Origin of the sequence: Mycobacterium sp. PS03-16 (assembly GCF_004570325.1) — a bacterium.
Classification (GTDB): Bacteria; Actinomycetota; Actinomycetes; order Mycobacteriales; family Mycobacteriaceae; genus Mycobacterium.
Window position 1 is genome coordinate 73,738 of record NZ_SPQO01000010.1, and the last position, 23,578, is coordinate 97,315.

The following is a 23,578-nucleotide window of genomic DNA, read 5'->3' on the forward strand; positions in this document are numbered from 1 at the left end:
TCAGTTGGTCCTTCCCGCAACCGGATCCGGTTCGTTCAAGGGGAGTGCCGGGGCCGGCGTCCGCCGGTCCTGCAGCATCAGCCAGGTCATGCGCAGCAGGTACCACGCGGCGACGGTGAACTCGGCGGCCAGCGTGCCGATCACCAGCGCCCACACCGATTGCGTCCGCATCGCGATCACCAGCGCCACGGCCGCGACCGCGGTGCCCAGGACGGCGCCGGTCAGGATGCCGATGCTGTCCTTGCGCACCGGCAGCACCGCCGTCACCACGTAGGAGGTCAGTGCGGTGGCGGGCAGAATGAAGATCTCGAGGCGCAGAACCGGCACCGCAGCGGCGAACTGGTCGCCGAAGAGAATCGACACCAGTAGCGGCGCCGACATCCAGATGACGCTCACCACCACGACCGCGAGCGCCATGCAGCAGGCCAACCCGACGTAGGCACGCCGCCAGAAGCCGGCCGCCCCGTCCCACCGGGCCATCCTGGGCAGCAGCGTGAACCCGATGGGGTCGAGCAGCGACTGGATGGCCCGCACGATGCGGTCGCTGGCCGAGAACAACCCGAGCGATGCGGCGCTGAGCACACCGGCGTACAGGGCGGGCGCCCCCTGCCCGTACCCCGCGGTGAGTAGACGGGAGCCCAGCACCGGAAACCCCAGCCGCAGAAGCTCTCCCGCGCCGCTGGGCCGGCGGGGCCTGCCGTGTCGCCGGATCGCGTCCCACCAGGTGAGCACCACGGTGACCACCGAGGACAGGCACAGGCAACCCATCGCGGTGAACGCGCTGGGCAGGACGGGCAGCAACACCAGCAGCAGCACCAGGTAGGCGCCCCGGCCGATGGTCTGGTACGCGGTGGAGGCGCCGAAGCGTCCCTCGCCGATCAACAGCCAATCCTCGGAGATGGACCACAGCCCGCCGGCGAAGAGCCCGAACAGCACCATCGCCAGGCTTTCCGGGACGTGCACGGCGAGCGCGCCGAGCAGGGCGATCGTCATCGTCGCCAGGGTGGGTAACCGGACCGCCGCATAGTTGCCGCGCAGCTGGTTGACGTCCTCGTGGCTGACCATGGCGGCCACGATCGAGGTGATGCCGAGGTCGACGAGCACGGAGCCGATGAAGTAGGCGGCCATCCCGATGGCGAGCAGACCCACGCCGTGGGCTCCGAGGATCCGCGCGGCCAGCGGCAGCGTCACGAGCGTGACGAGATACTGCCCGTACTTGCCCAGCATGACGTACCCGACGTCCCGGATCAGGGCGGCCGACGCGCGCAGGCGTTCCGAGGTGTGCGGTGGGGTCACCGGTACCGCCCCGCGGCGGCCAGTTCGGCGTAGAGCCGGACGTGCCGGTCCGCTGCGGCCGCCCACGTGAACCGTTCGGCGTGGCGGCGGCAGGCGCGGGCATCGGGCCGCCGGCCCCACAGCGCGCCGAGGAGCCGGTCGGCGAGCGCCTCGGCGTCGCCGGCGGGCACGATGAGCGAGTCGTCGAGGTCTTCGACGCTCTCGGGCAGCCCGCCGCAGTCGGTGACGACCGGGGCGCGGCCCGCGGCGAGCGACTCCAGCGCCGCCAGCCCGAAACCCTCGAGTTCGAGGGTGGGGACGACGGTCAGCGTAGCGCTGCGGTACAGATCGGCCAGTTGATCGTCGCCGACCTGTCCAGCGAATTGAACGCTGCCGCAGAGGTTGCCGTGCCGGGCCTGGGCGCGCAGCGCCGGTTCGGACGGACCGGAGCCGACGATGACCAGGCGGGCGTCGGGCATCTGTGCGCTCACCCCGCGCCAGGCCTCGAGCAGCACGTCGATCCCCATCCTGGGCACCAGCCTGCGGACACACAGCACCGTCGGCCGTTGCTCACCGGGCTGCTCCGCGGCGCGGAAGCGAGCGAGATCGACTCCTGGCGCGATGATCTCGATGCGGTCGTGCGGGACGCGGTAACGTTCGGCCAGCAGATCCCGGAAGTGGCGGGACAGCACGACGTACCGGTCCGCCCCCTGATAGCGGAGGCGTTCGACGAGGTACTTGGCATGGGCGTTGAGCCGTCCGTGTCCGACGGCGAGCGCTTCTGCCGCCCACGGTCCGTGGAAGTGCACGACCAGAGGATGCCGGTGCACCGGCCCCCACGCCGGGCGCCCGTACAGGCAGAAGTGCCGGTCGATCACCGTGCCGGGGGGAATCGCCCACCCGTGTGTCCCGGCCGCCCGGACGCGGCGCAGCGTCGAACCCCGCGCGGCGCCCCAACTGTGGCCGCCGCTCTCCGGCGCGCCGAACGACGCCGCGGTGACCTCTACGTCGGTGCGGGTGGCCAGCGTGGTGTACAGATCGCTGAAGTAGCGGTTCAGGCCGCCGGCGCCGCTGGCGAACCACTCCGCGCCGGTCATGTACACGCGGGGGGTGACGATGGTGTGCATCAGACCCCCCGCCCCGCACCGACCAGCCGCGTGCGCACGGCGAGGCGGGTCAACGCCGCCTTCACCAGGCGCAGATCGCCGTGGGCGACATCGCGTGCGGTGAGCAGTTCTGGATGGTCACGGGCCAGTCGGTGCTGAGCGCGGAACATGTCGGTCAGCTTGCTCAACGTCGAGCTCTGACTGGACAGGTTGAACCGTGACGACCGCCAGGCCGCGGTGACCTCGCCCATACCGTAGAACACCCCGCGCGCCGCCACCCGGGCGAACAGGTCGACGTCCATGGAGAAGACGTCCTTGCGGAACCCGCCGACGGCCAGGAAATCCGATCTGCGGAACATGGTCGCCGCGGTGGGCCCGAAGTCGGCGGGACCCTGCCGCACGATCACCCGCGCCACGTCCCCGGCGCCGTGACGGCCGAGCAGTCCGGGGATGCCCAGCGCGGTCTCCAGGAGGGCGCCTTGCTCGTCGATGACGTCGAAGCGCGACGAGCACACCCTGATCTGCGGGTCGCTCATGATCGCGCACTGGGACCGGACGGCGCCGGGCCGCAGGACGTCGTCGGCGCAGACCACCTTGATCAGGTCGAAGCGTGCGTGGCGCACCGTCCTGTTCCAGTTGTCGTCGATGGGCAGCAGCGCCTCGTTGGTCAGCACCCGCAGGCGCGGATCGTCGAAGGAGCGCGCGATGTCGCCGGTGGCGTCGTCGCTGGCGTTGTCGAGCACCAGGATCTCACCGTCGACGTCCTGATCGAGGATGGACCGCAGTGTGTCCTCGAGGGTGCGTGCGGCGTTGTACGCGGGTACGCACACCGATACCGGGTTCACCACAGGGCCTTCCTTGTCAGGGATGGGGAGTTTCGGGCAGAGTCGTTGTGGCGCAATTCAGTAGGCGCCGTCGCGGCGCAGAACCGCCCGGACCGTGCGGCACACGATCACCAGGTCATGGACCCACGACCAGTTGTCGACGTAGGAGTGATCGAGGCGGATGCGCTCCTCCTCCGAGACCCCGGACCGGCCGGAGACCTGCCACAGTCCGGTCATGCCGGGTTTCACCCGGGCGCGGTTCTCCACGAAGTACTCGACCGACGACCCCTCGCCGGGCACCAGCGGGCGAGGACCGACCAGGCTCATGGATCCGCCGACGACGTTGAGGAGCTGGGGCAGTTCGTCGAGGCTGGTCTCGCGCAGGTACCGCCCCACCCGGGTGATTCGGGAGTCGACGGCCGACTTGAAGAACACCCGGTTCTCTGCGCCGGCCGCCACCCGTTCGACGTCCTTACGGGCGTCCGCGCCGACGGACATGGTGCGGAACTTGACGATCCGGAAGATCCTGCCGTGCTGACCGACCCGGTCCTGCCGGAAGAACACCGGCCCGCCGTCGTCCATCTTGACCGCGACGGCGGCGGCGACCATGACCGGCGTCAGCAGCATCAGCGCCAGCACGCTGAAAACGAGATCGAACAATCGCTTGCCGTACATGGGGAGACCGTCGTGCCGGGGCCGGGCGATGTGGAACAGCGGCAGGTTGTCGATGGGGCGCAGCTTGAGCCGCGGTCCGGCGATGTCGGTCATGCCGGGCACCACGATCATGTCGACGTCCAGCGCGTCGAGACGCCAGGCGAGAGTGCGCATCTTCTCGTGTCCGAGGTGTTCCACCGCAGTGATGGCGATGGCATCGGCCTGGGTGATGCGCAGCGCGTTCTCGACGGCGTTCTCGTCCCCGAGCACCGGGACCACCCCGGCTGCGGTGATGAGATCGGCACCCGGCTCGCCGCTGTAGGACGGAATGCACACGCCGGCAACGGTGTAACCGGACGACGGCGAGCGGCCCAGGCTGTCGCAGAGAACGGCGATCGAGTCGGGGCGGCCCAGCACCACGACGCGGGTGGTGAAATCCCCGGCCCTGCGGCGTTCGCCGAGGCGGCGGCGCAGGACATGCCTGCCCGCCACCAGGCCGAGCAAGCCGACCGGCAGGGCGATCATCAGATAACCGCGGGACAGCTGTGTCTGCAGGATCAGGCTGGCGACCGCCGCGATGCCGAAGACCCACGCCGTGGCCGAGATGACCCGGCGGTACTCCTCGCTGCCAACGCCGACCAGCGACACGTCCCTGGACTGCACCAGACCCAGTGCCGCAAACCACGTGCAGGCCAACACGATCGAGGTCACCGTGGCCGGTCCCCAGCCCTCGCGTTCGGCGGGGTTGTCGACCGGGAGGAGCTGGAACCGGCTGATATGGGCGAGCAGGACGGCTCCGGCGATGACCATCGCGTCGACCGCGAGCACGCTCCGGTGAAACGACCGCTGCCACGCACGGCCGGCGGCTTTGTGCGCGGCGGCATCCTGGAGCAGACGGTCGATCGAGTCCGGGCCGGTGCCGGCGAGCGCCCCGCCGCCGGGCACGGTGAGGCGCGGGGCGGTGTCACTCGCCACCGACCGGGCGCGAGACTTGCCTCTGCGACGCATCGCAGACGGTGCGAACTCACGGGGCCCGGACATCGGCATCCGCTGTGCAACCTTTCTTCGCTAGAAGATGTGGCAGTTAATAGTTACACGGCCTGACCATCGTGTCAGCGGTTGGGTGGTGCGCACTGCTCACCGTCTGACGACAAGAATGTTCTTGGATTTGCTGTTGGTTGTCAACTGCAACGCGGTACATCGGGATGAACTGCGCTAAAAGGCGAGGCCGCGGTATGACGGCCACGTCAAACATCGATTGCTCAATCTGCATATTCGTGCACATTGGAGCCGACCGGTCGGCGGCGACGGGTCGACAGCACGCGCCTGTATCGGTGATCTCAGCACCTGTCGAAGATGTTGCGATATCTGTCACAGTGCGACACGTTCGCGGTGAACCCACAGGTCGCGACGGCAGGACGGAATCGCGGCACCGGCCTCACCGGGCGTCCGCGCCATGGGGCATGGTCAGGCCGGGCGGTCGGGACCGACGTTGCGTGCGGTGACCTCGCCGGCGTCCGACACCGAGAGTCGCCAGTACGTGCCGTTCGGGGAGCGCAGTACCACGCCGGTCTGCGCGGACGTGGACACCCAGTCGCCGCCGCCGGTGATGGCGCACCGCACATCTCCCTCGGCGGTACGGGCCTGGAACGCGTCGACGCGCGGCGGGGTCTGGGCCACCACGGTGTCGGTGAACGGTGCCAGCTCGACGCCGGCACGGCCGAGTACGTTCCAACCCCCGGGGAAGGTGTTCGGCGCGATCGTGCTGCCCGCAGACGAGATCAGGCCGATGGCTGTGCCTTCGGGGCAGTGTTGCGCATTGATCTGCAGTTCGCGCCGCCCCGCCGCGTCCCGGTCTGCGTCGAACACCACGTTGGCGAGATAGGGCTGCCGGCAGTGCTGCAGGTCGATCGCGAGCTTCTGCGCGGCGACCTTGCAGTTCACCATGCCGAATTGGGAGGGCCCGCCCACGCCCGGAGCGCCCACCTTCAGCGCGTACTGGCAGCCTTCGAGCCACACGTTGGTCAGCCACCAGTCGTTGGCGGCTCCGTCGATGAGCACGTGGTACTCCGTGGCGTCCACGGTGGAGACGAATTCGACGTTCGTCATCGCCAGGCCGGCGTTGCGGTTGTTCCCCGTGCCCAGGACTCCGATGTGATTGGTCGTGAACCGAGATCCGCTGACGTAGTTCTGGATACACGACGTCACGAGCCCGCGGCCGAAGTTGTTGATATCGCAGTTGTTGAACGTCGTCCCGCCCGAATCGCCCTCGAGGATGATGCCGGTCTGCCGTTTGTACTGGTCTGACGCCGAGGAGGTGTGTTGGCCGCGGAACATCACGGTGTCGAACGAGCAGCGGAAAGCCTGCGTCAGCCGCACGCAGGTGCTGGTCGGGCCCACGGCGTAGAACCCGATGCTCTTGAACGCGATGCGCTGCTTGCCCGCAATGGTGATCAGCGGCCCGTCACCGCGGTAGAGCAGGGTGGACAGATCCGCGCCGTCACCGAACACCACCGAGTGTTCGTGCATCTCGGGCCAGGCGGACACGGCGTAGGTGCCCGCGGGAAAGAACACGGCGACCGGGCCGTCGGCGCGGAACGCCGCGGCCACCGCCGCGGTGTCGTCGGTGGCTCCGTCGCCTGCCGCGCCGAAGTCGCGAATGTTGCGGTGCGGCAGCGGGGGAGTGACCGGCGCGGCCCGCGGTGTCGAGCAGGCGGCCGTCGCCACGGCGAGCGCGCCCAGCGAGGCGGTGAGCACCCCACGGCGGCGCATTCTGGCGTCCGGACTGTCGGTCATGAACGCCAAGTGTAGCTATATCTGCATCGTCGCGTCGATTTTGTCGGGAAGACGCTGATTACAAGAAAGATTCGACGAATCAAGATCTTGCTGATAATTTGCCCTCATCGCAGCCGCGCGTCGAAGGCCGGGCGATGGTCAGGAGGTCGGGCTCATCAGCACTCAACGAACCGTTGCCGTCAACGGACGATTCCTCACTCATCCGATCACCGGAGTGCAGCGCTATGCCCACGAGGTGGTGTCGAGTTGGGGGCGTGCCGGCGAGGGTGACCGCACCGCTCGAACTGTGCTCGCCCCCGCGGTGACCGCACACCCGACCGACACGTTCGGCCTGCGCGCCCGGCGGATCGGGCGGCTGCGCGGTCACCTGTGGGAGCAGACGGAATTACCCCGGCACGTCACCGCCGACGTGCTGTTCTGTCCGGCCAACACCGCACCCGTGGCCACGCTGCTGTCGCGCACACCGGTCGTCGTCACCGTCCACGATCTGGCGTACCGGTACTTCCCCGAGGCGTACACCCCCGCGTTCCGGGCGGCCTACACGACGCTGGTCCCGATTATCATGAACCGGGCGGCGCTGGTCATCACCGTGTCGGAAACCGAGCGCGCCTCGATCATCGAGCACTTCCCCGCGGTGCGGGATCGCATCGTCGCGATCCCGAACGGAGTATTCGACGGCGTGACCATGGCGGCCCTGGGACGGGACCGCCCGCCCAGCCCCGTGGATGCGCCGTTCGTGCTCTACGTGGGATCGCTGAGCCGGCGCAAGAACCTCGAGGGCTTCCTTCGCGCGTTCGCCCTGCTGCCGCCGGAGTACCACGCCGCTGTCGTCGGCTCCACCCCGCAGATATTCAATCGCTCGGAAGTGCTTGTGCCGGAGCGGATCCGGCGGCGGATCCACTTCGCCGGCCAACTCGACTCGACCGCAGATCTGCTGGCCTACTACCGGAACGCCCGCTGCCTGGTGTTCCCGTCGTTCTTCGAATCCTCCGGCCTGCCTCCGCTGGAGGCCATGGCGGCCGGTTGCCCCGTGGTGGTGTCGGACATCCCCGCCCTCGCGGAGCGGTGCGGCGACGCCGCGCTCTACTGCGATCCCGCCGACATCGAGAGCATCGCCGAACAGACCCGGCGCCTACTCGACGACGGACCGGTGCGCGACGAACTCGTCCGGCGCGGGCGTGCGCGGGCGGCGGCATTCACCTGGGAACGATGCGCGGAACGAACCTGGGACGCCGTGATGCGGGCCGCTGCGTGAGCGCGCCGACGTCGCCGGTGAGTCGGGCGCGGCACCGACTGGTGGGGATCCGGTGCTGAGGAGGCGCTCGAACGACCGTGTTTCCCGCCGAACTCGGAGGGGCACAACGCAATACCAACGGACCCGGCGCTGTTGTCGACGGGGTGCCGCAGGTCTGCGACTGCCACTCACCGCCGCGCTACCTGTGGGACTGCCGGGTCAACGCCGAGTGGTGCAACGCGTCGCGAATCCGCGCTGCGGTCACCGCGTTCCTCGGGGGGCGCCGTCCGGCGCGGTTCGGCGGTCATGCGTGGCCGGTGCGACGCGCGAGGTGGGCGGCGGCGGTTCGCGATCGACCGGCGTGTCGAGCGCCTGGAAGCCGTAGACCAGCGAGGTGCACGAGACGAGCGCCCAGATGTTGCCGAACATCCAGTTCAGATCGGTGCCGCTGGCCGCTCCGGCGAGGAAGTACACCGCCACGGCCAGGAAGGGATAGCCCGTGGTGATGTAGAAGCGGGCATCACGGCTGTGCCGCCAGTTCGGATGCCGGCGGGTACGCAGGTGCCAGGCAGCCAGCACCAGGATCGTCGCGATCCCGGCGACCGTGGACCCCATGTGACCCCCAGCGACCCGTGCCGACTTCTGCTGTCGTCAACTCTGCGCTTTCGCACCCGCCGCTGGCAAGCACATGGCGCGAAGGCGACACGGCCGCGTCAGCCGTGCGTGACCTTCTCCATGGTCCGGCGCCGTTCCATCGCCGCGGGATCCGGGTGGGCCACCTGCACCAGCGAGCCGCCGACCGCGAACACCGAGAGCAGGTGGGCGACGACGTCGTCGGCGGTCGTCCAGGGTGCGGTCGACATCACCCGGGCACCGGGGGTGAGACTTGCTGCCTCCGCGGCACTTCGGGCGTCGGCGACGACCCGGCCGACGGAGCGGCCGTCCAACGCCGGTCCCGGCATCCGTTCCGGCGTGATCTGGTCGCCGTGCACGCGCACCGCGGTGGCGTAGTCCGTGAGGCCCACGGGCAGATCCGCGACCGGCTTGCCGAACGGGTCCAGCGACAGCACCGCGATCTCCCCGGTCCCCACGGCCTGGTCGGCTTCGTCGATCCGGTCGGCGGTGCACAGTGCGACATCCGCGTCCGCGGCCCCGAGCACCGCCTCGGCGCCGATCCACCACAGCCCGAACAGCACCGCGGCGGTCTGCCAGTGCGCGGGCAGCAGAATCGCCACCCGACTCCCCGACGCCGCGCCGAGTTCATCGCGCAACAGGTTGCCGGTCTTGGCTGCCCAGTTGGCCAGCGTCACCGCGGACAACTCGATGCGTTCGCCGGTGGCGTCGTCGTAGTAGGTGATGCGGGGACCGGCCGGATCGGTGTCCAGCAGCGGGCCGAGCAGGGCGGCGGTGACGGTCAGTTCACACACTCCGGGTCGTCGGAGCCGGCGGTGATGATCTGCGGGGGCGGCGGCGGGGCCGCCGGGTCCGTCGCGTCGGCCGCGGCCGGATCGGCGGTCAGCAGCGTGGGATCCGTCCCGTCGAGCCCTGAGCCCGGGCCGGTGTAGTCGTCGCCGAGGATCACCCGCACGCTGCCCGGCGGCACCGAGGCGTCCTCGACGACCGTCAGGCCGCCGAGGTCCTTGGCGACCTGCTGCGCCCCCAGGTCGTCGGCGGTGGCCGCGCGCACCTCGGTGGCCTCGACCGCGCCGCCCTCGTGGTTGCCGGTGGGGCCGGGGGTGAACCCGTCGTCGGTCAGCACCGCCGACACCGCCGCCGCGAGCCCGTTGATGTCGGTGCCGTTGAGCACCTCCACGGTGGTCTTGTCCGGCGTATAGGCGAGTTCCTCGGTCTTTCCCTCGTCCTGGTCGTCGAGCAGTCCGGTCACCCAGTCCTGCACCGCCAGCGGATCGACCCGCACGACGCTCTGCATGCCGTCGTCGCTCCAGCCGTCCTCCCGCAGGACGGGGATGGTGGCGAACGCCACGTTGCCTGCCGCGAGCTTCTGCAGCTGATCGACGAAATCCATGATGTCCCAGCCGTCGGACAGCACCACCGAGCGCTGCACCGCCGCCTCGAGCCGGCTCAGCGCGGCCGGGCTGGACAGGGTCTTGCTCGAGATCACCTCGTGGGCCAGTGAGGCCATCACCGCCTGCTGGCGGGTGACCCGGTCCAGGTCGCCGCGCGGCAGGTTGTGCCGTTGCCGCACGAAGCTGAGCGCCTGCGGGCCGCCCAGCTTCTGCCAGCCGGCCGGGAAGTCGGCGCCCGAAAGCGGTTCGTACACCGGCTCTTTCAGGCACACGCTCACCCCGCCCAGGGCGTCGGTGATCAACGCGAAGCCCAGCAGCCCGATCTCGGCGTAGTGGTCGACGGTCACCCCGGTGAGCTTCGCGACGGTCTTGATGAGCGCCTCGCGGCCGTCCTCCATCGCCACCGGCTCGGCCTCGGCCGGATCCATGCCCTGCCCTTCGACCAGCTCCTTGAGCTTTTCCAGGTGCACCGAGCCGTAGACGCCGTTGATCTTCATCTTGCCCAGCCCGGGCGCCTCGACGTACGAGTCGCGCGGGATCGAGATGGCCGTCGCGGACTGACCGTTGTTGGGCACGCGGATCAGGATGATGGTGTCGGTGTTGGTGGACACGTCGTCGCCGGCGCGCAGCGTGGCCAACTCCTCCTGCGACAGCGGGTTGCCGTGCGCATCGGTGCGGCTGTCGGAGCCGACCAGCAGGATGTCGATCGCGCCGTCCTCGCCGCCCTCGCCCAGGGCGGGCGAGCTGATGTGGTTGATGCCGGATTCGAACGACCGGATCCGGCTCCAGGCCACCCCGGTTCCCAGCACCACGGCGAGCGTCACCGTCACAGCAACGGCACGCAGGAGTCGGGTCGGCATCAGCCCAGGCTACTGGCGCGGGCGGCGCCTGCGGGGTAGCGATCGTCGGCGTGCCAAGGTCCGTGTCAGACTCGCTGGCATGCCGCAGCGACTCGTGATCACCGGTGCCGGCGGCATGGTGGGCCGCATCCTGGCTGGTCAGGCCCGTCAGCAGGGCCGCGACGTGCTCGCGTTGACGTCATCGGAGTGTGACATCACCGACCCCGGCGCGGTCGCGCATGCCGTCGCGGCCGACGACGTGGTGGTCAACTGCGCGGCCTACACCGACGTCGACGCCGCGGAGTCCGATCCGCAGCGCGCCCACGCGGTGAACGCCGACGGGCCGGGGGTGCTCGCGCAGGCGTGCGCCCGTGCCGGCGCCGGGCTGATCCACCTCTCGACCGACTACGTGTTCGGCGGTGACTTCGGCGGTGCGCCGCCGCGGCCCTACGACGTCGACGACCCCACCGGCCCGCTCAGCGTGTACGGACACAGCAAGCTCGCCGGCGAGCGGGCGGTGCTGGTCGCCAAACCCGACGCGTACGTCGTGCGCACCGCCTGGGTCTACGAGGGCGCCGCCGGGACCGACTTCGTCGCCGTCATGCGCCGGCGCGCCGCCGGAACCGACGAACTGGAGGTGGTGGCCGATCAGATCGGCTCGCCCACCTCGGCGGCCGATCTGGCCGGCGCGCTGCTGCAGATCGCCGACGGCGGAGTCCGCGGCCCGCTGCTGCATGCCGCCAACGGCGGGCAGGCCAGCCGCTACGACCAGGCCTGTGCGGTGTTCGAGGCACTCGGCGCGGACCCGGCACGGGTGCGTCCGGTCACCAGCGATCGGTTCCCCCGCCCCGCCCGCCGGCCCGCGTTCTCGGCGCTGGCCGGTGCCGGTTCGGCGGCACGCGGCCTGACGCCGCTGCGGGGGTGGCGGGAGGCGCTGGAGTCCGCGTTGCGGGCCGCTTCCTGACGGGCCGCTACCCTCTACGCCGTGGCGAGAGAAAGGGCCGGTGCGGTGAGGCGGACCGTCGGGTGAGTGACGGATTGATCGTCGTCACGGTGACGTATTCGCCAGGTCCGCACCTCGACCGGTTCCTGGCCTCGCTGTCACATGCCACCGACCGGCCCGTGTCGGTGGTGATGGCCGACAACGGCTCCACCGACGGCACGCCCGAGGAGGCGGTGGCGCGCCACCCCAACACCACGCTGCTGCGCACCGGCGGCAACCTCGGCTACGGCACCGCGGTCAACCGGGCGGTCGCCTCGCTGGACGCCGATGCCGGCGATCCGGAGTTCCTGATCGTCGCGAACCCCGACGTGCAGTGGGGGCCGCGCTCGATCGACATCATGCTGGAGGCGGCGGCCCGCTGGCCCCGTGCCGGGGCGATCGGACCGTTGATCCGCGATCCCGACGGATCGGTCTACCCGTCGGCGCGGCATCTGCCGAGCCTGGTGCGCGGCGGGATGCACGCGGTGGTGGGCCCGTTCTGGCGGAACAACCCGTGGACCGCGGCGTACCGCCAGGATCGGGAGGAGCCCAGCGAACGCCCGGTGGGCTGGCTGTCGGGGAGTTGCCTGTTGCTGCGCAGGGCGGCGTTCTCGCAGATCGGGGGGTTCGACGAGCGGTACTTCATGTACATGGAGGACGTGGACCTCGGTGATCGCCTCGGCCGCGCGGGCTGGCTGAACGTCTACGTGCCCGCGGCGGAGGTGTTGCACCACAAGGGCCACTCGACCGGTCGCGATCCGGCGCGCAACCTGGCCGCCCACCACCGCAGCACCTACACTTTCCTATCTGATCGGTATCCCCGCTGGTGGCAGGCGCCGCTGCGGGGTGCCTTCAAGTCCGCGCTCGCCGTCCGCGCGGGTCTGGTTGTCCGCAAGGCTCGTCGCACGCAGGCAAGGGGGGGATAGGCATGGTCAAGGGTGAACTGAATCCGGCGGATGTGGACGCCGTCGTGCTGGTGGGGGGACAGGGCACGCGGTTGCGCCCGTTGACGCTGTCGGCGCCCAAGCCGATGCTGCCGACGGCCGGCCTGGCGTTTCTGACCCACCTGCTGTCGCGGATCGCCGAGGCCGGTGTCGAACACGTCATCCTCGGAACCTCCTACAAGGCGGAGGTATTCGAGGCCGAGTTCGGCGATGGGTCCAAGCTCGGCCTGCAGATCGACTACGTCTTCGAATCCGAGCCCATGGGTACCGGCGGGGCGATCGCCAACGTCACCGACAAGCTGCGGCACGACACCGCGATGGTGTTCAACGGCGACGTGCTGTCCGGGTGCGATCTGCGCGCGCTGCTGTCCGCGCACGAGAGCAGCGACGCCGACGTCACGCTGCACCTGGTGCGGGTCGGTGATCCCCGGGCGTTCGGGTGCGTGCCGACCGACGCCGACGGCGTGGTGACCGCGTTCCTGGAGAAGACGCAGGATCCGCCGACCGACCAGATCAACGCCGGCTGCTACGTGTTCAACCGCGACGTGATCGAACGCATCCCGCGGGATCGGCCGGTGTCGGTCGAGCGTGAGGTGTTCCCGGGTCTGCTGTCCGGCGGGCTGCGGATCTGCGGATACGTCGACGCGACGTACTGGCGGGACATGGGCACGCCGGAGGATTTCGTGCGCGGTTCGGCCGATCTGGTCCGCGGTATCGCCCCGTCACCCGCATTGCACGGCCATCGCGGCGAGAACCTCGTCCACGACGGCGCCTCGGTGGCGCCGGGGGCGCTGTTGATCGGCGGCACCGTGGTGGGGCGTGGCGCGGAGATCAAGGCCGGTGCCCGTCTGGACGGGGCGGTCATCTTCGACGGGGTGAACGTCGGGGCCGGCGCGGTGATCGAACGGTCGATCATCGGGTTCGGTGCCCGCATCGGTCCGCGGGCGCTGATCCGCGATGCGGTCATCGGTGACGGCGCCGACATCGGCGCCCGGTGTGAGCTGCTGCGCGGGGCGCGGGTGTGGCCCGGGGTGACCATCCCCGACGGCGGGATCCGCTACTCGACCGACGTCTGAGCGGCCTGACTCAGCGCCCGGACCCCCGCTGCGCGGCGGCGGCGGCCAACCGGCGCAGGCCGAAATCGGTGTCCGGCGGCAGGTCGTCGAGCGGCCACCAGCGCAGGTCCAGCGATTCGTCCGAGCGGGTGATCCGGGCCTGCGGCGGCGCGTGGACGACGAACTGCAGGTCCAGATGGCGGGTCGGGACGCCCAGGGAGCACGTGACGGGGTGCACGTGCAGCGCCGCGGGCACCGGATCGATCACCAGGTCGTCGATGCCCGACTCTTCGGCGGCCTCCCGCAGGGCCGCGGCGACGACGTCGGCGTCGCCGGGTTCGCAGTGCCCGCCCAGTTGTAGCCAGCGGCCGATCCGGGGGTGCAGCGTCAGTACCGCGTGGCGGCCGGTGTGGTCGAGCACCAGCGCCGACGCGGTGAGGTGACCGGGCACGCAGGAGCGTAGGCAGCCGTCGGGACGCGCGTGCAGGAACGACAGCACTGCGTGGCGCAGCGAATCCTGCTCCGGGTCGGGCGCCGGCCAGCCGGTGAGCACCTCGACGGCCGACGCGTGCAGGCTCACCGGCGCACCAGCAGCCCGTCGACGTCCACCGGGTCCCGCGGCCCGGACTCCTGCGCCGGGCGGCCGATCGCCACGGCGCCCAGCGGCTCCCAGTCGTCGGGCAGGTCGAGTTCGGCACGCACCAGGTCCGCGGCGAAGATCGTGGAGCCGACCCAGCAACTGCCGACACCGCGTACCGCCAGCGCGACGAGCAGGGCCTGCACGGCCGCGCCGACGGCGACGGTGAACATGGTGTGCTCGGCCGCGGTGCGCGCGGCGTCGGGGTACTCGTGCGCGCCGTCGGGGACGAGAAACGGGATGACGAGTTCTGGTGCGTCGTAGAGGATCCGGCCGCGGGCGACGCGGGCGTCGACGGCCTCGGCCGACTTCCCGTCGGCAGTCAGGTCGGCACGCCAGCGGTCCGCCATCCGGTCGAGCAGCCGGGTGCGGGTGTCGGGCCGCTGCACCCAGACGAAGCGGACCGGACGGGTGTGGTGCGGCGCCGGTGCGGTGAGCGCTTCGGCGACCGCCTCCTCGACGAGGCCCGCGTCGACGGGTTCGGTGCTGAACCGGCGTACCGACCTGCGCAGCAACTGCGCCTGCCGGCGGCCGAGTTCCACCGCCTCGGCGGTGCCGAGCCAGAACAGGTCGTCCTCGCCGGGGCGCAGCAGATCGCGTGCCGTCGACCCGTTGTCGGGCAACGACATTCCGCGGACCACAGCGACCGGGATGCCGGTCAGCTTGCCCTTGACCAGATCGGCGGCGGCGGCGATCTCGTCGGCGACGGCGACCTCGGTCACCAGCAGTTCGTTGCCGTGGGCGTCGCGGGCCCCGCTGTAGCCGTGCAGCACGGTCAGGCCGGCCGCCCCGATGGCCGCGTCGATCTGCCCGTTGCGCCAGGCGCGCCCCATGGTGTCGGTGATCACCACACCGACCGTGACGCCGAGTCGCTTCCGCAACCCGTCGCGCAATCGCGCCGCGCTGCCGTCCGGATCGACGGGCAGCAGGGCGAGTTCGCGGGTGTCGACGTTGGACCCGTCGACCCCGGCGGCCGCCTGGATCAGCCCGATCGCGTTCTCGGTGATCAGCGTCCGGCCCTTACGCGCCAGCACGCGGACGGCCTCGGCGTCGATGAGTCGGCGCCGCAACGCATCCCGCTCGTCGGGGTCCTCGGGTGCGACGACGATGCGGCCCTCGCACTTGGACACCACCTTGCTGGTCACCACAACCACGTCACCCTCGCGCAGCCACGGCGCGGCGGTGGCCAACGCGTCCGCGAGGTCGTCGCCGGGCCGGAACTCGGGCAGTCCGCCGACGGGCAGCACCTCGATCGCCGCGGCCGTGCCGTGCTCGGTCACAGCGCGACCCCGGCCATCCGCACACCGGCGCGCACCATCTCCGCGGTGGTCGCGGGGTCGGTCATCAGCAGCGGCACGGCGCCGACGTCGACGCCGTCGATCTCGGCGTGGTCGCCTTCGTGGATCAGCCATCCGTCGAGGATGCCGGTGCCCGACCGCGCCCCGTAGTGACGTCCCACCGCTTCGGAGGTCGACGCCACGCCGATCACCGACAGACATTCGTCGGCCATGCCGCGCAACGGTTTTCCGGCGATGATGGGGGAGTACCCGATGATCGGCGCCGCGGTGGAGCGCAGCGCGGCGCGCAGCCCCGGCACGGCCAGGATCGAGCCGATGCTGACCACGGGGTTCGACGGGGCGAGCAGCACCACGTCGGCGCCGGCGATCGCTTCGGTGACGCCCGGGGCCGCCGTCGCCTTCTCGGCCCCCACGAACGCGAAGCTGTGGGTGGGCACCTTGGCGCGGTAGCGCACCCACCACTCCTGGAAGTGGATCGCGCGCCTCTCGCCCTCGTGTTCGCCGGGGCCCGGATCGGTGATGACGACGTGGGTCTCGCTGCGGTCGTCGCTGGCGGGCAGCAACCGAGCGCCCGGCGACCACCGGTCGCACAACGCCTCGGTGACCTGTGACAGCGGATAGCCGGCCCGCAGCATCTGGCTGCGCACCAGATGGGTGGCCAGGTCGCGGTCACCCAACCCGAACCAGTCGGGCTGCACCCCGTAGGCGGCGAGCTCCTCCTTGGCGTGCCACGTCTCGTCCCGGTGGCCCCACCCGCGTTCGGGATCGATGCCGCCGCCGAGGGTGTACATGCACGTGTCGAGGTCGGGGCAGATCCGCACACCGAACATCCACGTGTCGTCGCCGACGTTGACCACCGCGGTCAGCTCGTGCTCGCCGCCGGAGCCGTCCGCGAACTGTCCCAGGCCGAGCGCATGCTGGACGCCCAGCAGGAAGCGCGCGCCGCCGACCCCGCCGACCAGAACCGTCACCTTCACACCGACCGAGACTAGGCGGTGGCCCGCGGGCCCGGCGCACCACTGTGCGGGCGCCGGGACGGGACAGGTCACGATGAAGACACGCCGAGATTTCCGACGCGCCGCACAAGTGTCACGGGGTGGTATGAATTTCTGTTCCTGAGCTTGACCCCGGCAGCTAACGCGTGTGTAATCACACCAGTGTCATTTCCCGGTTGGCCGGCCGAAATCGGTGTCGCAGACCGAGATTCGATCACTTGTTCGAAGTGAAATGGCCGCACATCACCATAGTGGGGCTTCCGATGGATCAGACGACACCGAGTGAGGAGGGCGGGGAAATGTCTTTTGAGCAAACCGATTTCGATCGAGTGGTGCGGTTCGACAACCGGCTGCTCGGCGCTGTGGGCGACATGCCGCACGCGGATGTGCAGTCATCACCGATCGTGCCGACGGGCCGGCCACAGCTGAGTCTGGTGACCGATCCGATCGACGTCGACCCGGGGGCCGACGACGATCAGTGGCAGGAGCGGGCCCTGTGCGCGCAAACCGACCCCGAGGCGTTCTTCCCCGAGAAGGGTGGATCGACCCGCGAGGCCAAGCGGATCTGCCAGGGCTGCGAGGTGAAGGACGCGTGCCTGGAGTACGCGCTCGCCCACGATGAGCGGTTCGGTATCTGGGGTGGGCTCTCCGAACGGGAGCGGCGCCGCCTCAAGCGCGGGATCATCTGACCCGCACCCGGCGAGTTCACTCGTCGTCGATCGTCGGATCGATCACCGACGGTTCGACCCCAAGATAGGTGGCCACCTGGGCCACCAGCACCTCATGCAACAGCTCGGCGAGTTCGTCGGAGTCCTTGGCCCGGCGCTCGATCGGTCTTCTGAACAATACGATTCGTGCCCGCGTGGCGTTACCGCGGACATCGACGCCGGCGGGTATCAGCCGGGCCAGCGCCACCGGTCCGTCCGCCACGACCTCCGGCGGCCACTGCACACTGTCGGGATCCTTCGGCGCGATGCGCGGGATCTCATCCACCGCGACGTCGAGTCCGGTGATCCGGTTCTGCCACCGCCGCTCGATCGGCTCGTAGGCCTCGAGCACCGCCATGTCGAAACGCTCGGCCCGGCTGCGCCAGCCCGGCACCGTCGGCGGGAGGAGCGGGCCACGCATCTCGCGACCGCGGCGTGATCTCCAGCGGTTGCGCTCGGCCACGGACACAGATCGTAACGGTTGGCTATCGGCCGGGTTGCCGGTGCGCGTGTCCGGCGCCCCGCGGCGTTTCTCCCGCGATAGCCTTCCGTTCGTGAATGTTCCCCGTCGCTGCTGCCGGCCCGGGTGCCCTCATTACGCGGTGGCGACGCTGACGTTCGTCTACTCCGACTCCACCGCCGTGGTCGGCCCGCTGGCCACCGTGTCCGAACCGCACTCGTGGGATCTGTGCGTCGGACATGCCAGCCGCATCACCGCGCCCCGGGGCTGGGAACTGGTCCGCCACGCCGGACCGCTGCCCTCTCACCCCGATGACGACGATCTGGTGGCGTTGGCCGACGCCGTCCGTGAAGGCCGCGAGGTCGCCGCGCCCGTCCACGGTGTGGTGCCGAGCTTCTCGGATCCCGCCCCCGGCGTGCAGGGCGGGGCGGTGATGGCCCCGCCGGCCCGCCGCCCGGAGACCAGCGGCCGGCGCCGCGGTCATCTGCGGGTGCTGCCCGATCCGTCGTAGTCGCCAGGCATAGTCTCCGGTTCGCCGACGGTTGTCCAGATAGGCTGGCGCCATCACCCCCGTCCCAAGGAGTTGTATGTCTCGGCCGGCCGCGACAGTGCACCGCGTCATCAAGGCCTACGACGTTCGTGGCCTGGTGGGTGACGAGTTGGACGAGGGGTTCGTCGCCGAGGTCGGGGGCGCGTTCGCCCGGTTGGTGCGCGACGCATCCGGTCAGGTCGTCATCGGGTACGACATGCGCGAGAGTTCACCCGGTCTGGCCGCCGCGTTCGCCGACGGGGTGCTGGCCCAGGGCCTCGACGTGGTCCGGATCGGCCTGGCGTCCACCGATCAGCTCTACTTCGCCTCCGGGCAGCTCGACTGCCCCGGCGCGATGTTCACCGCCAGCCACAACCCGGCCGCCTACAACGGCATCAAACTGTGCCGGGCCGGCGCCAAACCGGTCGGACGTGACACCGGGCTGGCGCAGATCGCCGAGGAGGTCATCGCCGGGGTGCCCGCCGGCGACGGGTCGCGCGGCACGATCTCCGACCGCGACGTGCTCGCCGACTACGGCGGCTTTCTGCGTTCGCTGGTCGACATGTCCGGGCTGCGGCCCCTGCACGTCGCGGTCGACGCCGGCAACGGGATGGCCGGCCACACCGCACCCGCGGTGCTCGGCCCCATCGACTCCGTCACGCTGGCGCCGCTGTTCTTCGAACTCGACGGCACCTTCCCCAATCACGAGGCCAACCCGCTGGATCCGGCGAACCTGGTGGACCTGCAGGCCCACGTGGTGTCCGCGCGGGCCGACATCGGCCTGGCCTTCGACGGCGACGCCGACCGCTGCTTCGTCGTCGACGAACTCGGCCGGCCGGTCTCGCCGTCGGCGGTCACCGCGCTGGTCGCCGCGCGCGAACTGAGCCGCGAGATCGGCGCCACGGTGATCCACAACCTGATCACGTCCCGCGCCGTGCCCGAACTCGTCGTCGAGCGCGGCGGCACCCCGGTGCGCTCGCGCGTCGGGCACTCGTACATCAAGGCGCTGATGGCCGAGACCGGTGCGATCTTCGGCGGTGAACACTCGGCGCACTACTACTTCCGCGACTTCTGGGGCGCCGACTCCGGCATGCTCGCCGCGCTGTATGTGCTGGCCGCCCTCGGCAGCCAGGACCGGCCGCTGTCGGATCTGATGGCCGACTACCAGCGCTACGAGTCCTCCGGGGAGATCAACTTCACCGTCGACGACGCGCCGGCGTGTGTGGAGGCGGTGTTGAAGTCGTTCGGCACCCGCATCCACTCCATCGACCATCTCGACGGAGTGACCGTCGACCTCGGCGACGGCCGCTGGTTCAACCTGCGTACGTCCAACACCGAACCATTGCTGCGCCTCAACGTGGAGGCGCGCACCACCGAGGAGGTCGGCGAGGTCGTCGAGCAGGTGTCCGGAACCCTGGCAGCCCAAACCGCCGGGCGCGGTGAGGCCTTGACATGAACGCCACCGACGCCGTGGTCGACCTCGACGACAGTGACGGCCTGCTGGCCGCCGATCGCCAGGGTTTGCTGCGGGCGGCGGCGATGGCGGGTGCGCAGGTGCGCTCCACCGCTGCGGCGCTCGACGAAGGGGTGCTCGAACCGCTGCGGTCGGGGCAGCTGCCGCGCACGCTGATCTGGCTGGCCGGACGCGGCGCCGCCGAGGCCGCGGGCACGATGCTGGCCGCGGCCTTCGGCGCCGCGATCGGAGCACCGATCGTGGTCGCCGCCGAGGTGCCGCCGTGGATCGGCGCGCTCGACGTGCTGGTGATCGCCGGTGACGATCCCGGGGACCCGGCGCTGGTGACCGCCGCCGCGACCGGTGTGCGCCGCGGTGCGCGCGTCGTCGTGGTCGCGCCCTACGAGGGACCGCTGCGCGATGCCACCGCGGGCCGCGCGGTCGCGCTGGCGCCGCGACTGTGGGTGCCCGACGACTTCGGGCTGGCCCGCTATCTGGCCGCCGGCCTGGCCGTGCTGACCGTGGTGGACTCCAACTTTCGCGTCGACCTCGATGGGCTGGCCGACGAACTCGACGCCGAGGCGCTGCGCAACAGCGCCGGCCGGGACGTGTTCACCAACCCGGCCAAGGCGCTGGCCGACCGGATGAGCGGCCACGACGTCGTCCTGGCCGGTGACACCGCGTCCACACTGGCGCTGGCCCGGCACGGGGCGGCGGTGCTGCTGCGGATCGCACAGCAGACGGTGGCCGCGGCGGGCCTCGCCGACGTGCTGGTCGCACTGCGCTCCGGATTCGGCGCGTCGGGCGGCCACGAGACATCGCTCTTCCACGACGACGAGATCGACGGTCCACGCCCGCGCCGGGCCCGCACCTTCCTGCTCGCCACCGAGGCCGAGCGCCCGGTGGTCACCGCACGGGTCAGCGGCTACGACACCCTGGAGGTGGTCGACACCGAGGACGCCGCGGACGGGCCGGAAGAGACCGCCTCGCCCGGCGGCACCAGACTGGAGCGACAGTTGGCCAAGCTGGCCGTGCGGTTGGAGATGACCGCGGTTTACCTGCGACTGGTGCGAGGTTGAGCGGCGTGCATCTGCTACGCGGAGCGGTACGGACCTATGCCTGGGGGTCGCGGACCGCGATCGCCGAGTTCACCGGACGGCCCAGTCCGACAGCGCATCCCGAGGCCGAGCTGTGGTTCGGTGCGCATCCGGGCGATCCCGCCTACCTGCAAGCCGAGGACGGTGAGCGCTCGCTGCTCGACGCGGTGCGCGCCGACCCGGAAGGGCAGCTCGGTTCCGCGGCGGTCGCGCGGTTCGGCGATGCGCTGCCGTTCCTGGTCAAGGTGCTCGCCGCCGACGAACCGCTGTCGCTGCAGGCCCACCCCAGCGCCCAGCAGGCCGCCGAGGGGTATGCGCGCGAGGAGCGGCTCGAGATCCCGGTGTCGGCGCCGATGCGCAACTACCGCGACCGCAGTCACAAGCCCGAGCTGATCGTCGCGCTCGAGGAGTTCGAGGCGCTGGCCGGCTTCCGGCCGGTGGCTCGCACCGTCGAGTTGATGCGCGCGCTGGCGGTCTCCGACCTGGACCCGTTCATCCACCTGCTGAGCGGACAGTCCGAATCCGACGGGCTGCGGGCGCTGTTCACCACGTGGATCACCGCGCCGCAACCCGACCTCGACGTGCTGGTGCCCGCGGTGCTCGAGGGGGCGATCGACTACATCCGCAACGGGCACAGCGAATTCGCCGCCGAGGCGAAGACCGTGCTGGAACTCGGCGAGCGCTACCCGGGTGATGCCGGGGTGCTGGCGGCGATGCTGCTCAACCGCATCACGCTGCGCCCCGGCGAAAGCATCTTCCTGCCCGCCGGCAACCTGCACGCCTACCTGCGCGGCGTCGGGGTCGAGGTGATGGCGAACTCCGACAACGTGCTGCGCGGCGGTCTGACGCCCAAGCACGTGGATGTCCCTGAGCTGTTGCGCATCCTGGATTTCACACCGACCCCCGATCTGGTGCTGCAGCCCGAAAGCGCCAGGAACGGGCTCGAACTGGCCTATCGCACGCCTGCGCCCGAGTTCGCGGTGTCGGTGCTGCGCCTCGACGGCGACAACGTGGGCCACGAGATCGACGCACCGTCGCGGCACGAGGGCCCCCAGGTGCTGCTGTGCACGCAGGGCTGCACGGTGGTGCACGGTAAGGGGGGCAGTCTGACGCTGCCGCGCGGGGCGGCGGCGTGGGTGCCCGCCGACGCCGGGCCCGTCCGGCTGCTCGCCCCGGTCCCGTCGCAACTGTTCCGGGTGACCGTCGGGATCTAGGCGGTCACCGGCTCGCGACCAGCTCCTCGCGCCGTGCGGCGCCGCCGGAGCGCCGCTCGGCCAGCCACAGCCGCATGTTGTGGCGCACCGTGCGGCCCACCAACCGCGCCGACGGCACCATGTAGAGGCTGTCGAGCAGGCTGAACCGCCGCAGGAACCACTCGGCCAGCACGGGATCGGTCTCCGCGGCGCCGAGGAACTGGTCGAACAGGCTGCCCACCGGGCCGTACCACCACGGCGCCGGACCAGTGGCCCGGTGCAGGGTCAGGTCACCGATCGCGTTCATCTGCCACACCGGGAAGGTGGTCTTGGCGGTTGCCTTGCTGAGCGCGCGGGCCAGGTCCGGTGCACCCTGCTGCAGTGCGCGGCGCAGGTGTCCGGCCTGCAGCGAGGTCATGGTCATCCCCTGCCCGAACGTCGGGTTGAAGCTCACCACGGCGTCCCCGAACGGGATGATGCCCGCGGGGAACCGGTCGAGCTTGTCGTAGCGCCGCCACCGGCTGGTCGGGTACTTGTGGAACATCATCTCGCCGATCGGCGTGCCCAGCCGCATCGCCGCGGCCACGTGCGGCGGCAGGATCTGGTCGGCCAGGTCGCAGATCCCGGCGAAGTCGCGCGGCGGCTCGGCCTTGCCCACCCCGAACGTGGTGACGTTCCAGTTGCCGTCCTCGTAGAACAGCATGCCCAGGCCCAGCGGTTGTTCGGCCGACGCGCCGGCCACCACGACCTTCTCCGCCAGCAGTTCCTCGGGAATGTGCACCTGGTGGGAGGCGTAGGCGATGCCGACGTCGACGGTGTCCTCGCGCGGGCGGTCGAAACCCCACTGCGCCAGCCACACCGGCAGCCGCGTGCCGCGGCCGGTCGCGTCGACCACCAGATCCGCCTCGACGGTCTCGGTCGTCTCGCCTGCACCGAGCGTGACCCCGGTGACGCGCTGCTGTGCCCGGTCGAACACCGGCTCGTTGACCGACCTCCGTTCGACGGTCACGTTGGGAATCGCCATGGTGCGCCGGCGGATCTGCCATTCGAGTTGTGGACGGCTGGGTACGTAGGCGGTGAACTCGTCACGCAGGGTGTGTCGGGTGCCGAGTACGTGACCCGCGGCGCCGAAGTGGATGCAATCCGGGCGGTTCTCCAGGATCGGCACCCCGGCGGCCACCATGTCGTCGAGGATCCCCGGGAAGAGGTTCTCGAACTCCTGGGCCCCGCGCGCCATCAGCAGATGGACGTGGCGGCCCTGCGGTACCGCGGCGCGGTTGACCGGCTCGTCGGGCAGCTCGTCGCGCTCGTAGACGGTGACGCGTTCGGAGAAATCCGACAGCACCCGCGCTGCGCACATCCCCGCGATGCTGCCGCCGATGACGATCGCGTGTTTAGCACTCCACCCCATCGGGTCACAGTACTCGGTACTCTGCGCACACCTCATGTGCGGAAGCGATCCGAAAGGAAACC

The 23,578-nt window shown here is 70.6% G+C and carries 22 protein-coding genes; 9 read left to right on the top strand and 13 right to left on the bottom strand.

The genetic code is table 11. From position 1 onward, the window contains the following. The 5 genes from E4P42_RS11190 to E4P42_RS11210 form a co-directional block, all read right to left on the bottom strand. Positions 1–1,296, bottom strand: a complete 1,296-nt coding sequence (locus E4P42_RS11190; protein WP_256371150.1) for a lipopolysaccharide biosynthesis protein — start codon at positions 1,294–1,296, stop codon at positions 1–3. Continuing rightward, on the bottom strand, positions 1,293–2,372 hold the full coding sequence (locus tag E4P42_RS11195) for a glycosyltransferase family 4 protein (protein WP_135126216.1): 1,080 nt from the start codon (positions 2,370–2,372) through the stop codon (positions 1,293–1,295). Before E4P42_RS11195 ends, E4P42_RS11190 begins: the two co-directional genes overlap by 4 nt. 29 nt (positions 2,373–2,401) lie before the next feature. Beyond that, positions 2,402–3,229, bottom strand: a complete 828-nt coding sequence (locus tag E4P42_RS11200) for a glycosyltransferase (RefSeq protein ID WP_135126136.1) — start codon at positions 3,227–3,229, stop codon at positions 2,402–2,404. A gap of 54 nt (positions 3,230–3,283) precedes the next feature. Beyond that, entirely contained in the window at positions 3,284–4,834 is a 1,551-nt protein-coding gene (locus tag E4P42_RS11205) for a sugar transferase (RefSeq protein WP_167759451.1), read from the bottom strand. Positions 4,835–5,326: 492 nt separating this feature from the next. Continuing rightward, positions 5,327–6,655 carry a glycosyl hydrolase family 28-related protein gene (locus E4P42_RS11210; RefSeq protein WP_135126138.1) on the bottom strand — a complete coding sequence of 443 codons (1,329 nt, stop codon included), beginning with the start codon at positions 6,653–6,655 and terminating at the stop codon, positions 5,327–5,329. A 214-nt stretch (positions 6,656–6,869) separates the two neighbouring features. Between E4P42_RS11210 and E4P42_RS11215 the strand changes: the two genes are divergently transcribed. Continuing rightward, a complete protein-coding gene (locus tag E4P42_RS11215) occupies positions 6,870–7,910 on the top strand; it encodes a glycosyltransferase family 1 protein (RefSeq protein WP_135126139.1) in 1,041 nt (346 codons plus the stop codon). A 240-nt stretch (positions 7,911–8,150) separates the two neighbouring features. Here the strand turns inward: E4P42_RS11215 and E4P42_RS11220 are convergent, their stop codons facing one another. From E4P42_RS11220 to E4P42_RS11230, 3 genes are all read right to left on the bottom strand, one after another. Further along, on the bottom strand, positions 8,151–8,504 hold the full coding sequence (locus E4P42_RS11220; RefSeq protein WP_135126140.1) for a hypothetical protein: 354 nt from the start codon (positions 8,502–8,504) through the stop codon (positions 8,151–8,153). A gap of 98 nt (positions 8,505–8,602) precedes the next feature. Next, positions 8,603–9,316 (bottom strand): TIGR03089 family protein, encoded by a 714-nt coding sequence (locus tag E4P42_RS11225; RefSeq protein WP_135126141.1) that lies wholly within the window; start codon positions 9,314–9,316, stop codon positions 8,603–8,605. After that, a complete protein-coding gene (locus E4P42_RS11230; RefSeq protein ID WP_135126142.1) occupies positions 9,304–10,776 on the bottom strand; it encodes an LCP family protein in 1,473 nt (490 codons plus the stop codon). The genes E4P42_RS11225 and E4P42_RS11230 overlap by 13 nt, the downstream gene beginning before the upstream one ends. Positions 10,777–10,855: 79 nt before the next feature. Between E4P42_RS11230 and rfbD the strand changes: the two genes are divergently transcribed. The 3 genes from rfbD to E4P42_RS11245 all read left to right on the top strand — a co-directional run bounded on the left by rfbD (position 10,856) and on the right by E4P42_RS11245 (position 13,757). Beyond that, a complete protein-coding gene (gene rfbD / locus E4P42_RS11235) occupies positions 10,856–11,719 on the top strand; it encodes a dTDP-4-dehydrorhamnose reductase (RefSeq protein ID WP_135126143.1) in 864 nt (287 codons plus the stop codon). Positions 11,720–11,781: 62 nt separating this feature from the next. Beyond that, a complete protein-coding gene (locus tag E4P42_RS11240; RefSeq protein WP_167759452.1) occupies positions 11,782–12,663 on the top strand; it encodes a glycosyltransferase family 2 protein in 882 nt (293 codons plus the stop codon). Between the two features lie 2 nt (positions 12,664–12,665). Continuing rightward, positions 12,666–13,757: a sugar phosphate nucleotidyltransferase gene (locus tag E4P42_RS11245; RefSeq protein ID WP_135126144.1), complete on the top strand. Its 1,092-nt coding sequence runs from the start codon at positions 12,666–12,668 to the stop codon at positions 13,755–13,757. A 10-nt stretch (positions 13,758–13,767) separates the two neighbouring features. Here the strand turns inward: E4P42_RS11245 and E4P42_RS11250 are convergent, their stop codons facing one another. Genes E4P42_RS11250 through cofD form a run of 3 tightly spaced genes read right to left on the bottom strand, consistent with a single transcriptional unit; the run spans position 13,768 to position 16,648 of the window. Further along, complete coding sequence (locus tag E4P42_RS11250; RefSeq protein ID WP_135126145.1) at positions 13,768–14,316, bottom strand: NUDIX domain-containing protein; 549 nt, start codon at positions 14,314–14,316, stop codon at positions 13,768–13,770. Beyond that, positions 14,313–15,653: a coenzyme F420-0:L-glutamate ligase gene (locus E4P42_RS11255; RefSeq protein ID WP_167759453.1), complete on the bottom strand. Its 1,341-nt coding sequence runs from the start codon at positions 15,651–15,653 to the stop codon at positions 14,313–14,315. Before E4P42_RS11255 ends, E4P42_RS11250 begins: the two co-directional genes overlap by 4 nt. After that, the gene (cofD, locus tag E4P42_RS11260) at positions 15,650–16,648 is read right to left on the bottom strand and encodes a 2-phospho-L-lactate transferase (RefSeq protein ID WP_135126147.1); all 999 of its coding nucleotides are present in this window, start codon (positions 16,646–16,648) and stop codon (positions 15,650–15,652) included. Before cofD ends, E4P42_RS11255 begins: the two co-directional genes overlap by 4 nt. Positions 16,649–17,091: 443 nt before the next feature. Here cofD and E4P42_RS11270 point away from each other — a divergent pair, with 443 nt between their 5' ends. Continuing rightward, positions 17,092–17,355 (top strand): WhiB family transcriptional regulator, encoded by a 264-nt coding sequence (locus tag E4P42_RS11270; protein ID WP_209305755.1) that lies wholly within the window; start codon positions 17,092–17,094, stop codon positions 17,353–17,355. A gap of 16 nt (positions 17,356–17,371) precedes the next feature. On the opposite strand, the gene E4P42_RS11275 is transcribed toward E4P42_RS11270, so the two are convergent. Further along, complete coding sequence (locus E4P42_RS11275; protein ID WP_135126150.1) at positions 17,372–17,794, bottom strand: metallopeptidase family protein; 423 nt, start codon at positions 17,792–17,794, stop codon at positions 17,372–17,374. Positions 17,795–17,927: 133 nt separating this feature from the next. Here E4P42_RS11275 and E4P42_RS11280 point away from each other — a divergent pair, with 133 nt between their 5' ends. The 4 genes from E4P42_RS11280 to manA all read left to right on the top strand — a co-directional run bounded on the left by E4P42_RS11280 (position 17,928) and on the right by manA (position 22,126). Beyond that, on the top strand, positions 17,928–18,344 hold the full coding sequence (locus tag E4P42_RS11280) for a DUF3499 domain-containing protein (protein ID WP_135126151.1): 417 nt from the start codon (positions 17,928–17,930) through the stop codon (positions 18,342–18,344). Between the two features lie 76 nt (positions 18,345–18,420). Then, complete coding sequence (locus E4P42_RS11285) at positions 18,421–19,818, top strand: phosphomannomutase/phosphoglucomutase (protein WP_135126152.1); 1,398 nt, start codon at positions 18,421–18,423, stop codon at positions 19,816–19,818. Next, a complete protein-coding gene (locus tag E4P42_RS11290) occupies positions 19,815–20,894 on the top strand; it encodes a TobH protein (RefSeq protein ID WP_135126153.1) in 1,080 nt (359 codons plus the stop codon). Before E4P42_RS11285 ends, E4P42_RS11290 begins: the two co-directional genes overlap by 4 nt. A gap of 5 nt (positions 20,895–20,899) precedes the next feature. Beyond that, positions 20,900–22,126, top strand: coding sequence for a mannose-6-phosphate isomerase, class I (gene manA, locus E4P42_RS11295; protein WP_135126154.1), 1,227 nt, complete (start codon positions 20,900–20,902; stop codon positions 22,124–22,126). A 4-nt stretch (positions 22,127–22,130) separates the two neighbouring features. On the opposite strand, the gene E4P42_RS11300 is transcribed toward manA, so the two are convergent. Further along, on the bottom strand, positions 22,131–23,516 hold the full coding sequence (locus E4P42_RS11300) for an NAD(P)/FAD-dependent oxidoreductase (protein WP_135126155.1): 1,386 nt from the start codon (positions 23,514–23,516) through the stop codon (positions 22,131–22,133). Positions 23,517–23,578 lie beyond the last annotated feature (62 nt).